At 46.5% G+C, this 11,897-nt stretch carries 8 protein-coding genes and 1 tRNA gene; 2 read left to right on the forward strand and 7 right to left on the reverse strand.

Features of this window, described 5'->3' with window-relative positions:
* Positions 1-55 precede the first annotated feature (55 nt).
* The 3 genes from JNUCC31_RS08115 to JNUCC31_RS08125 form a co-directional block, all read right to left on the reverse strand.
* Positions 56-4,102, reverse strand: a complete 4,047-nt coding sequence (locus tag JNUCC31_RS08115; protein WP_192270328.1) for a S8 family serine peptidase — start codon at positions 4,100-4,102, stop codon at positions 56-58.
* 366 nt (positions 4,103-4,468) lie between these two features.
* Positions 4,469-5,275 carry a class I SAM-dependent methyltransferase gene (locus JNUCC31_RS08120; protein WP_228469573.1) on the reverse strand — a complete coding sequence of 269 codons (807 nt, stop codon included), beginning with the start codon at positions 5,273-5,275 and terminating at the stop codon, positions 4,469-4,471.
* A gap of 694 nt (positions 5,276-5,969) precedes the next feature.
* Positions 5,970-6,043: transfer RNA gene (locus JNUCC31_RS08125), tRNA-Arg, on the reverse strand.
* 280 nt (positions 6,044-6,323) lie between these two features.
* Here JNUCC31_RS08125 and JNUCC31_RS08130 point away from each other — a divergent pair.
* Complete coding sequence (locus JNUCC31_RS08130; protein ID WP_192270330.1) at positions 6,324-6,617, forward strand: magnetosome magnetite crystal formation protein family; 294 nt, start codon at positions 6,324-6,326, stop codon at positions 6,615-6,617.
* A gap of 135 nt (positions 6,618-6,752) precedes the next feature.
* On the opposite strand, the gene JNUCC31_RS08135 is transcribed toward JNUCC31_RS08130, so the two are convergent.
* The gene (locus JNUCC31_RS08135; protein ID WP_192270332.1) at positions 6,753-7,109 is read right to left on the reverse strand and encodes a hypothetical protein; all 357 of its coding nucleotides are present in this window, start codon (positions 7,107-7,109) and stop codon (positions 6,753-6,755) included.
* Positions 7,110-7,133: 24 nt separating this feature from the next.
* Positions 7,134-7,433, reverse strand: a complete 300-nt coding sequence (locus JNUCC31_RS08140) for a hypothetical protein (protein WP_192270334.1) — start codon at positions 7,431-7,433, stop codon at positions 7,134-7,136.
* A 195-nt stretch (positions 7,434-7,628) separates the two neighbouring features.
* Between JNUCC31_RS08140 and asnB the strand changes: the two genes are divergently transcribed.
* A complete protein-coding gene (asnB, locus tag JNUCC31_RS08145) occupies positions 7,629-9,473 on the forward strand; it encodes an asparagine synthase (glutamine-hydrolyzing) (protein WP_192270336.1) in 1,845 nt (614 codons plus the stop codon).
* 129 nt (positions 9,474-9,602) lie between these two features.
* Here the strand turns inward: asnB and JNUCC31_RS08150 are convergent, their stop codons facing one another.
* Entirely contained in the window at positions 9,603-10,463 is an 861-nt protein-coding gene (locus JNUCC31_RS08150) for an STM4011 family radical SAM protein (RefSeq protein ID WP_192270338.1), read from the reverse strand.
* On the reverse strand, positions 10,460-11,857 hold the full coding sequence (locus JNUCC31_RS08155) for an STM4012 family radical SAM protein (RefSeq protein WP_192270340.1): 1,398 nt from the start codon (positions 11,855-11,857) through the stop codon (positions 10,460-10,462). Before JNUCC31_RS08155 ends, JNUCC31_RS08150 begins: the two co-directional genes overlap by 4 nt.
* Positions 11,858-11,897: the final 40 nt, after the last annotated feature.

Genomic DNA, 11,897 nt, shown 5'->3' on the forward strand with positions numbered 1-11,897 from the left:
GATGGAGGCCGTTTATGCGAAGAACCATTCCTTCAATAAATGAATGCCGCAGGATTCACTTCACCTTAACCGTGATGGTGTCTGTGCTGGTAACTCCAGAAGCGTTGATTAATTCTGCCCGATACTTGTACGTTCCGGATGTGCGTCCCGACAGCTTACTCACAGCGCTTTGCGCAAAAGGCGTAGCTGCACTGAGTACCTGGGTGTCGATCAACTGATCATTTTCATAGAGGCGATACTCCGTGGCATTGGTTCCCCACCACAAATTCATAAGAACCTTATAATTGCCGTCACCATCCCAGTTATCGTGAGAGAGAACAGCTTTACCCGGCGATGCGTTGGTCACCCGAACCGTCAACGTCTGACTCCGCGTTGTCCCCTTGTCGTTGGTTAACTCGGCTACGTACGTATATGTGCCGTTGGCTTTGCCCGTGATCTTCGTCTGAGCAAATTGCGCCCAAGGGGCATTGTAGGTCAACTTCTGTGTATCGATCAAAACTCCATCCTCATAAAGCTTATAGCTTGTAGCGTTCTCGCCCCACCACATGTTCATAGTGACGGTATACGAGCCCTCAAGCAAGCCGTTAACTTGTCCGTTATTGTGAGACAATGCAGGCGTTCCAGGCGCTCGGACAGCCGGGGTTTCCGGTTCGGTCTCTTTGGATTCCAAATGTAATGCCGTGCTGGCCTTACCCGAAAGTCCCTGCTGGTCTGTTACCGTAAATTCAACGATGTATTCCCCTGCTTCAATTCCTTCCAGAGGAAGACTGAAGCTACCATCTTGTTTTACTTCAAAAACACCGTCCTTATAAATTGAACCATTCTCTTTTTTCACGACATACGTTGCTTCCAAGGCAGCAGACGGGTCAAACTCGATGTTCCAGCCCTCTCGGAGAGCAGGAGCGGCACGGAAGTACAAGTCGTCCACGTTACCGTTAATGACAGCAGTTTCATCCTGTTTGAACTCCAGCTTTTCTGGAGCAGTTACAGCCGGAGCTGTCTTTTTCACCAGGAATGGGGAGGTGTCTTCCTTGTAGGTTTTGCCGTCCACACCGATCGTCGTGATATCAACCGTGTACAAACCATCCGGAATTTCAGTCACTTCGTCTGTTGTGTAATCCGCATATTCGCCATCCCATGCCAGATTATATCTTGTATTGGCAGCGAAGTTATAGTTGCTACCAAAAATGTAACCGATGTATCCGTCTTGATAGTGTCCCCCTTCGGGGTTAAGACCATCAAAAATCTCAATCAGAGCGAAATTCATTGGATTATAAAATTCCATGGCAACATTGAGTGTATCCAGCGTGCCATCAGACTTCAATGGATAATGGAACGGATTCTTCTCTGTACCTTTTACAGTCTCAATGTATTTAACTCCTGCCAGCGTAATATTGAAATGCGCAACATATGGAACCGTAAATGTATTCGTTCCATTGGACAATTGAAGATATCCTTGTGCTTCTGTTACTGCAGTCACACCTTTTGGAACAGTGATGGTCACCTGCAACTCTTCCTCACCATTCAATGTGAAGGAGCTTTTGTCCACCGCTACAGAAACGCCAGGAACCGTGCGTGTTGGGTTTACATTTACGGTGTAGTCCCCACCACTGCCATTCAGCGACTCCACTTTAATCGTTTTGGTGACGGTTTTTTCGTCCGTACTGAGGAAATTACCGAAATTGACACTTCCTGTCACATTAGGCTTCTCAACAACCACGCCATTCTCTGTGTATTTCGTTACATCCAATACTTTAACAAATGCAGCAGGATCAATCGTTTTCACCGCCTGAATACGTCCTGCGCCTTGATCAAACACATCATATTTCGTCGTGTCGAGCACTTTACCATTGTTCATTAGTGCAACCTTAATATCAAAAGGTGTCCAGTCGCTGTGCTTCTCCATCAGCAAGGCAACCAGTCCGGCAACATGTGGTGTCGCCATACTTGTCCCTGATTTGCGATCATAAGCTTGTGAATAATCTGCTCCAGGCTCGTCCTTGCCATAGGCAGGAATTGTAGACAGAATGCTGGCACCAGGTGCGACCACATCCGGTTTAATATCAAGGGTCACCTTGGCTGGTCCACGGGAACTGGTCGTACTCATTTCATCTCCCGGCGTTTGACCACGCTCAAAGTCACTAAAGCTCACTTTAACCGGTTGTCCTGCATCCAGTTCAGCCTTGATGACTTCCCCATCCTCCTTCGACATGCTCAAAGTAGGAATTAACTCAAAATTATCCCCCAAACTCACACCGATCGGTCCCGGGATATTGTTATATACAATAATGGCAACTGCACCAGCGGCTTTGGCATTGGCTACTTTCTCCACAAATGCCAGTTCACCACGCTGAACCAAAGCCACTTTACCTGTAAAATCCTTGCCTTCAAAATCCGTTGGTTTGCCGAGTCCGGCAAAAACAAGTTCATATGAATCCGTTAAAACCGATTCCGGGTCTGCCGAAAGGCTCCAGCCCATGATATCAAGGCGATAGACAGACTCTGTCACAGCCAGCGGGTTTTGCTCTGTTTCAGTTGGAGCAGCCGCTGGCTTTTCTTCTACAGTGGCAAATTCTGGAGAAGTTTCGACAGGTGCAGAAGGTGAGGCTGGTTGAGTATGCTCTTCTGAAACGTCACCCTCTGTATCTCGAGCTACAACATCGGCAGACGCTTCAGTTGTTATTTCAACTTCTTTTGATCCTGAAAATGCAGCTTCGTTGGCTGATGTAGCTTCCTCTTTTGTGGCATGCTCTTCAAGAGCAGTTACAGATGGATCTTTATCATCTATTATCGATGCTGGCTCACCCTGATCCAACACTTTAGGACTATCCGTTCCCGGTGCTGACCCCAGTTCAGGTGATTGTTCAGCCTCAGGTACCGGCTGCTCTTCAGGACGTGTACCTTTACCTTCCTCACCAATCCAGAAATGCGTATTAGCCGTAATGATCTGGCTAGGCCCTGTCGAGTTGCCTACAGTGATTGCCATAGCCGATGCTCCCGGGGAACCCAATGTATAACGATTCGGGCCATCATTACCGCTTGCCACAACTGCAGTCACGCCAGACAGCATGGCATTGTTAAGTGCAACGGAAGTGATATAACTTGGATCATTTGCGGAGTTACCCAACGAGAGATTGATTACGTCCATGCCATCGGCAACGGAACGGTCAATTCCACCCAGCACCCATGAAGTTTGCCCACTTCCATAAGGTCCAAGCACACGATATGCATAAATATCGGCTTCAGGTGCAATCCCAACAATGCCATAATCTCCAGCTTCACGAGCAGCAATGGTACCGGCTACGTGAGTACCGTGAGAAGTGTAATAAGCACTTCCTTTTTCATTAAATTCAGGTTCACCCGAACCTTTCCACTCTTCACGTGTTGTTTCATAAGGATCATTGTCATTTCCAACGAAATCCCACCCACCCTTATAAGCCTCTTGCAGATTAGGATGTTCGTAGTCGATCCCTGTATCAATAACGCCTACTTTAATGCCTTGTCCTTTATACCCCAGATCCCATACTTCCGGTGCACCAATAAAAGGCGCTGTATCTTTCATATATGGATCCACTTCATCTGTTTCCGGAGATAACGTAATTTCAATGTCAGGATATACGCTAACGACACCCGGTATACGAAGCAATTGTCCCAATTGGTTTCCTTTGAGCTCAATAGCTACACCATTCAGGGCATATGCGTAATTTTCCAATACTTCATGTTTGATTTTCTTCTGAGTGAGGCTATGTACAAATGACTGTTGTTGTTGCTCTATTTGAGTCACAGCATTTGTTTCCATAGAGGAGGTAAAAGATTTTCCTTCGAGGGTAGATTCGCCTTGTGCAACAGCAACCGGCTTATTGGAGAGTTCAACGATAACTCTGGTTTCCTCTCCGCCAAGACCTTCCAGACTCTTGTCCAGAAAAGGATCTGCGGCAAGCTTGTCTTTCCGCTGATCAAGAATTTCTCTCCATTGCGTGGCCTCAGACTTGCTTAGAACATCCTCAAGCTGAACATCTGCAGGAGCAGCTCCAGCCGCTGGCATAATCATGGAGAAGATCATAAGAACACTTAACAATATGGATATCAAACGTTTATTCAAAGCTATTCCCCTCCTTCTACAATATAAAAGTACCTCACCAATCGGGCCCTGCTATGACAAGCGCTGCAACACTTGTAACCACTTCACCTTCCTATCTGCAAAACGATTGACCCTCGGTAAATTATTCTACTAAAATAGTACACTTCCCTTCTAAATAATTACAATTATGATATAAAAATTACTTATATGGTTCTTTGGTAAGAGAAAAATGTGGAATTGTATTTATTTGTCGTTAAATTATTTCAATTTTTATTTAAGGCATAGGCAAAAAGGCAGGGAGCCTCTTATCGAGAGGAGATTCCCAGCCTATGCATGAATCAATGTTTTTTTAAAATAGAGCGTATTTGTTCATTTAACAAAGGCATTTCATGTGATTATTTCAATTTTCGGCTTTACTGCTTCAATGCGCAGCCGCTTATAATCAGCATAAATCGCATCTTCATCCCAGAGTTTTGGCAGAACGATTTTGCTGGTTTCATGACAAATTTCCTGAATCTTCTCCTGATCCAATCCCTGAAAATAGTCCCCTCCAAAATGGGCTAACCAGCCCTCAATTCCCTTTTCACCATCGACTAGTCTGGTAGGGCGGTCATAGTGATAGGCCTGTCGTACCAAAAACCCGCCTTGCTCCAGAACCTGGCTATATTGGCCGATTGTTGGGAAGTACCAAGGATTGCGTTCTGAAGCCCGAATCCCAGTGTGACGTTCGAATACCTCTTCTAATGCATCAAGAACAATCTGCACATTGCCTTTGCCACCAAACTCCGCTACAAAACGTCCTCCGGGCTTCAATGACTTCCATATACTGTCGACAACCAGTCGCGGACTTCGCATCCAGTGCAGGGCTGCATTGGAAAAGACAGCATCATACAGCTTGCTTGTCTCAAACTGATGTCCGTCTCCCTCCATGAATGTGATATGGGGAAATTTCTCCCTCGCCCGACGTATCATGTCCGGGGATGAATCCATGCCGACGACCTCAGCCTGTGACATAGAAATTTCGTACGTTAAATCCCCCGTCCCACATCCCAGATCCAGGATGTATTCGCCTTTCCCCGGTTGAAGCCACGAGATTAAGTTTCTACCGTAACCAGATACAAAAGCCAGTTTGTTGTCATACTCATCCGCTTGCCATTGGTTTATCGACTGCATGAATACCACCATCGCTTTCATGATTGATATCCTCATTGTGGCACATTATGGTTTATTATTTAAATATATAAACTCTATCTATTTAATAGGTTTCACCTATAAATACACATCTATTTTCCATGAAAAATAATTATTCACTTCATTAAAACAGGCCTCCACCCAGTGGAGACCTTGTGATTTATCTTTTTCTATTGTCCAGGTGCATAAAATGTCCCTACCCATTCGACAATATCATTTTGATTCAACGATCCACTTCAATAATGCTGCGCGGTGGATAAGATCCGAAACCCACAGTTCTTTTTGGATTTGATTCCCGATGGGACGCTAGTCTGGGATGGTTAACCCATCTCACAGCCAAAAATGATATCATCGATCAATTTATGAAAAATACCCGTCAGTCTGTAGAAACCGTAAACGGGGGAATGATCGCGGGTGATGAAAACCCTGAACTAAGGCAAATTCTTGATCCCATAAAGCTGTAAAATCTGAATATGATCATGTTCAATTTGCCACAGCAGAAGGTAAGCTCTTGAATTTACCACTTGTACGAAAAAAAGCTTCCCGAAGGAAGCTTCTTGTTTTACGGCCCAGGAGGGATACTCTCCTTACAGTCGAGACTGCGAAGTGTTCCTACCGAAGCTCATGCTCCGACGAACCATTGGGGTTCTCATCCCTTGTACGAAAAAAAGCTTCCCAAAGGAAGCTTCTTGTTTTACGTCCCAGGAGGGATTCGAACCCCCGACCGACGGCTTAGAAGGCCGTTGCTCTATCCTGCTGAGCTACTGAGACAAATATGTATAATAAAAATTCGGCGCGATTTCTATTATACTCTGATTTCTATAATTTTCAAGAGTTTTATTAAAAATTAATAATTGCACCTTTTCACACGGCTGGATCGTATTATTCTCATACCTAACCTATGTAAGAATATGAATGCTGTTATGAGGCCATATTGATGAGAATAAGATAACTGCATAAAGAAAAAGGGATGACCTATTCATTGTCTGATGTACTGGGTAATCTTTTGGATACATACACTTTAAGGACTCAAATGAAGGAGAGAACCGTGATGAGACAACTTTTATCCGCATTATCCTATTTCAGCATTTTCTTTGCTCCGTTCCTGTTCCCCATCATTATTTGGATTGTTGCGAAGGACAACTACATTGAAGGACATGCCAAACGGGCATTATTCTCGCATATCTTCCCGTTTCTTGCTGCAATCCCGTTACTTTATTTCTTCGTTACCGCCCATAGTCTGGGCTCCGCGATCGGATTTGTAATCCTGTTCTTTGTCATTTATGCATTAAGTTTTGTCTATAATATTGTCAAAGGGATTCAAGTGCTGCGTGAATATGCCTGACCAGAAGTAGAAATATAGGTATTACAATCAAGTTATACTTTAAATGCAGAAACCCGCCTTTCAAAAGAAGGGCGGGTTTCTGCATTCCGGTTACTTGTTTCCTTTGAGCATCTGAGCAGTTGCTTGGACGTCTCTTTACGCTTGACCTACCAGATAGCGCTGAAGAGTTGGGCCAAGTAATCCAAAAGCAAAGAGTTCGCTTTGAAAGCGTGCCTTATCATCCCCAGCTGTAATGCCTTCACTGTTCTCAAACGCCGTGTTCGTGGCATCTTCAAACGCTGTGTGCATATTGTTATTGTACCAGTCCAGAACAGCATCCGAATGATTGCGTACAATTCGAACGACTTCGAGTGAGTTCCCTGGCTGCGTTGCCGCAACATAAACAAGTAAAGACGGATCCCCTGTGTTTCCAGGCTGCACCTCAACTTCTGCACAAGACAATCCATCCACTTCCGTTAATCTGCGTATTTTAGCATCCTGAATGGCATACATTTGTTATCGCGCTCCTTTTCCATTTCATGTACTTTGTTCGATCTGGTATCGGGTCTCTGGTGTTCCCAAGCGATAAATCTCTCGATAGACCTGCTGTAATACAGCTTCATATGCTCGGTTTACAGACTCCTCAGGCGTATCCGGCCATGGGAATACCATTCCTGGAAAGGCCTCTTCCTCTTTTTCCTGCATAAGGTTAAGCAATCCCAGTAATTGTTCCGCCTCCTGAGGCGTCGCCTCAATAACCCACTCATACGACGTTGCATGCGGATCAGGAATAACGGAGCGCCCCATGACAGATACATAATAGGTCATACTTTCCATTTGCAAGTTCTCTCCTTCACTGGCATGTTGAGGCCGTTGTCCCTAGAACTAGTTTCCGAAGAGGACAGACATTTTATGCCTGCTTTCGGCATATATTTGTTACGACTTCTGACGAAAAAGATAACATTTGCTGGCTGTTAGCGACTGAAGCGGCCATACGGATGAATGACTCGACTAAGAAAGGATGAACAAACCATGTGCGGTATAACCGGCTTCATACAGTGGAATCGGGATTTGACCCAGGAATCAGAGCTGCTGGTCCGGATGACGGACAGCTTGTCGAACCGGGGGCCCGACGCTTCAGGTACATGGATCTCCAATCCTTGTGCGTTCGGACACCGGCGTCTCAGCGTAATGGACCCGGAGAACGGGGCACAGCCCATGCATGCGTTACAAGGAGACATCTCCTATACCGTCGTGTATAACGGAGAACTATACAATGCACCCGAGTTGAAAAAGGAATTGCTCCAGCGGGGACATCATTTCCGCACGCAATGTGATACGGAAGTGCTGCTCGCCTCTTATATTGAGTGGGGACCGGCCTGTGTTGATCGGTTTAACGGAATTTTTGCTTTTGCGATATGGGATGGCGGCCGCGAACAGGTTTTTATGGCACGCGATCGCTTGGGCGTCAAACCCCTGTTCTACAGTAATGCAAAGGATGCTCTCGTATTTGGCTCAGAACCCAAAGCACTGCTCATTCACCCGGATGTCGAAGCTGCTGTTGGTCCTGAGGGATTGGCGGAGGTATTTATTGTGGGGCCTGCCCGGACACCTGGACACGGCGTCTATTCCTCCCTGAGCGAGCTTAAACCAGCCCATGCGCTTATATACAACCGAAACGGGATTAAAACCTATGCTTACTGGAAGCTGGAAAGTCAGAAACACGAACATAATCTGGAAGAAACAACTGCCGAAGTACGCAGACTGTTGCAGGATACATTAGAACGACAGCTTGCTTCGGACGTTCCGGTTTGCTCCCTTTTGTCGGGGGGGCTGGATTCCAGTGCTTTATCTGCTCTTGCCGTAGATTATTACAACCGTACCGGTCAGGGCCAAGTCAGTACGTATTCGGTCGACTATGTAGATAATGCGAAGCATTTTCAGGCGCACTCCTTCCAACCTGGGGCAGATGGTCCCTGGATTCAGCGTATGGTGGATGAACTGAAAACAGATCATCACTGGATTGAGATTGAAAATGGAGAGTTGGTCCATGCACTGACCCAGGCGATGCTCGTGCGGGATTTGCCGGGTATGGCGGATGTAGATTCCTCTCTCTATCTCTTCTGTAAAGAAATCAAAAAAGGAGCTACAGTTGCCATTTCAGGTGAAGCAGCGGATGAAGTATTTGGCGGTTATCCCTGGTTCCATCGGGAAGAGATGCTGAACTCCGGCACATTCCCATGGTCTGTAGCTCCTGACATGCGAGCAGGATTGTTATCCCCGGACATTCGGGAATGGATCAGACCGCTGGATTATCTCGCAGATCGCTATTCGGATGCTGTGGCTGAAGTACCTTCGCTCGATGGGGAAACAGGCAAGGCAGCCCAGATGCGAGTCATGTCCTATCTGAACATCACCCGGTTCATGCCTACACTCCTTGATCGTAAAGATCGGATGAGTATGGGAGCGGGGCTTGAGGTTCGGGTGCCTTATTGTGATCATCGCTTGATTCAGTATGTGTTTAACGTTCCGTGGGAAATGAAAATGACAGGCGGACGGGAAAAAGGAATTCTGCGTAAAGCGCTGGAAGGTGTACTGCCTGACGATGTATTGTACCGCAAAAAGAGCCCGTATCCGAAAACACATAACCCGCAGTATCTCGCTGCCGTTAAACAACAGGTACTGGATATTCTGGATGACGCAAGCTCACCAATCTTGCCATTAATCGATAAAGCCCAAATTCGGAAATTGGCCTCTTCACCGGACGCTTCTTCCAACCTGCCCTGGTTTGGACAGTTAATGTCAGGGCCACAACTGTTTGCTTACCTGACACAGATCAACTCATGGTTGCGTACGTATAAAGTGGCGATTCGTTAAAATAGGGCGGCTTTTCAATCCTAAAAGGGGTGCCTGATGACAGTATTACAGCTGTCCATCAGGCACCCCTTTTGTAATATTTGACTACATGATAACTGCAGATAATTTTAAAATGGATAAGAGACTGTATCAGTTGATCAGAACCGGATTACGTTCAAGCAATCCACTGCCAAAAATATCTCTGAACGGCGAATCCTCCATATGAATATAACCGATGTAACAGCCACACTTCTTCATGCCGCATGGCCGATCAGCGGCTAAAGCTTCCAAACCATCGCGATACAGATGACCAATGATCCGGCGATCCTTGTAGCACCTTTTTACATGCCCTGACCCTTGTACATAAAAAACCTCCGAACCAGCGGAGCATCGCTTGCCCATACTTTCGTAATCCTGCAAATTCCCTTCAAACAACGGATCAATTGACCGTAAAAAGTCAACCTCTTCCACGGTATAATACTTTGGCCGATCTTTAAATGCATTGACCCACATATACACGTCATCGGGTAAAGCCTGTCTCATCGATTCAATTGCCGGGAATGCACTGCGCAATCCAACCGTCCCCACACTAAAAGCAAGTCCCATCTCACGTAAAGTCAGACATTGTTTGACAAAGGAAGACTCCTTTGTCTCACGAGGGTGATATGTCGCCCAGAATGCCGCTTTATCAGGGTTCAATTCGCGGGCCCAGTCCAGTTTGACGGACAAGTTCGTTTGGACTGCAATTTTGCCCACATGTGGCATATGAGATAGTTCAATCATCGCGTCCCGATACCAGCGTCGTACCAGGGCTTCTCCATAGGGATTAAAGAAAATTGAAAATTGATGTCCAGCACGCTCCTGCTCCCTCACCCAGTTCACAAATTGACGCAGTTGTTGTTCATCCACTTTCAGCGTTTCCTTGGAGTCTACCGTTTTGCTAAAAGGGCAGTAGGGACAGTCGTAATTACACGACGACAGCTTGCCCCGATAATACAAGGTTGCTCTCATGAGACTACATACCCTTCCATTTGTTCACGAATCTCAGCGGAGATGAGCCAATCTCCAATGGCATCCGAGTAGCCCAATCCCTCTTCTGTCAGACGCAGCACCTGGTTACCCTTATCGTCCTGCTCAAGCTCAGCCATGCTCTCCAACATCAATCCACTCAACCATCCGTAGTCTGACATGACTTCTGTTCCGAATCGCTGAGCATAATCCGACAGCTTCAAGCCTTCGCGATGCAGCAGGGCTTTCAGAATAAAGCGGCGCTTCTGCTCCTCCAGGCTCAGTACAATACCGTAATCGGCTACATCATAGCGCTCGGTTGCGACATAATCGGCGATGATGCTTTGTGTAGCCTTATAACTAACGCCATACTTGGAAGCATAGTGTACTTCACTGGTATAAGAGCGTGCACCGCATCCCAGACCAACCATGCCTTCCTCCTGACAACTGTAGGGAAGAAGCTCTTTGCTTCCAATTGACGATCCTTCTTTGGCAAATCTGCGCATGGAATACTGGACATAGCCCCGGCTTTTTAAAGTCTCACGCGCAGCCTTATACAACTCCATCCGAATATCCGGTCCCTGACGCTGAATGTCATCCGGTTTCACAATGGTATTCTCGCGGGTGTACAGTGGATAAATAAAAATCTCACCCGGCTCATAGGAGAGAACGCGTTCCAGCGAATACAGCCATGATTCCACCGTTTGTCCCGGCAGACCATAGATCAGATCCAGATTCAACAAAGGGAATCCAAACCGTGTAAGTTTCTCAAGTGCGCGTTCCACTTCCTGCGGCTTCTGTGGACGGTAAATGGCTGAGGCTTCCGCTTCGATAAAGCTTTGGATGCCCATGCTTACCCGGTCCACGCTTCGTTCCTTCATGATTGCCAATTTGGCTTCTGTTACGGTGTCCGGTGACGTTTCTACCGAGATCGAAGCTTGCGTCGGATCAAGCCCCATCACATTTTGCGCAATATCGAACAAACGGTTCAACTGAGTTTCATTCAATAACGTGGGTGTGCCACCACCGATGGCAAATCTCGAATAGGGTCTGCGTGATGTGATGGGTGCCCACTGTTTGGCTTGCCGTTCCAGCGCATCCACATAACGCACATGGGTATCATCACGTCGATCCGGTAAGGTGAACAGGTTGCAAAATCCGCAACGAGCTGCGCAAAACGGAATGTGCATATATAAAAAATATGTATCGGTGTTCTCACGCTCCCACAACGGACCGAGCGGTAATGGTGGATTCAATTCCCGATATGCGGTCTTATGGGGATACGAATATAAATAAGAGCGATAGGGGAAAGCAAGCACTTCTCTGAGACCTGCAGCTGTATTGGGTCCGGACTGTGCGGAATGGCCTGCTGTCGTATGTTGAGATTGATGGTCCATCGGTTTCCTCCCTGTATCCGGTTTGTAGTCGTTCATGATA

Origin of the sequence: Paenibacillus sp. JNUCC-31, from assembly GCF_014844075.1 — a bacterium.
Lineage (GTDB): Bacteria > Bacillota > Bacilli > Paenibacillales > Paenibacillaceae > Paenibacillus.

Excerpts from the sequence above, each read along its gene's own strand:
- JNUCC31_RS08150 (WP_192270338.1), bottom strand. The coding sequence starts at position 10,463 with ATGAGAGCAACCTTGTATTATCGGGGCAAGCTGTCGTCGTGTAATTAC.
- JNUCC31_RS08130 (WP_192270330.1), top strand. The coding sequence starts at position 6,324 with ATGAGACAACTTTTATCCGCATTATCCTATTTCAGCATTTTCTTTGCT.
- JNUCC31_RS08155 (WP_192270340.1), bottom strand. The coding sequence starts at position 11,857 with ATGGACCATCAATCTCAACATACGACAGCAGGCCATTCCGCACAGTCC.
- JNUCC31_RS08140 (WP_192270334.1), bottom strand. The coding sequence starts at position 7,433 with ATGGAAAGTATGACCTATTATGTATCTGTCATGGGGCGCTCCGTTATT.
- JNUCC31_RS08120 (WP_228469573.1), bottom strand. The coding sequence starts at position 5,275 with ATGAAAGCGATGGTGGTATTCATGCAGTCGATAAACCAATGGCAAGCG.
- asnB (WP_192270336.1), top strand. The coding sequence starts at position 7,629 with ATGTGCGGTATAACCGGCTTCATACAGTGGAATCGGGATTTGACCCAG.
- JNUCC31_RS08135 (WP_192270332.1), bottom strand. The coding sequence starts at position 7,109 with ATGTATGCCATTCAGGATGCTAAAATACGCAGATTAACGGAAGTGGAT.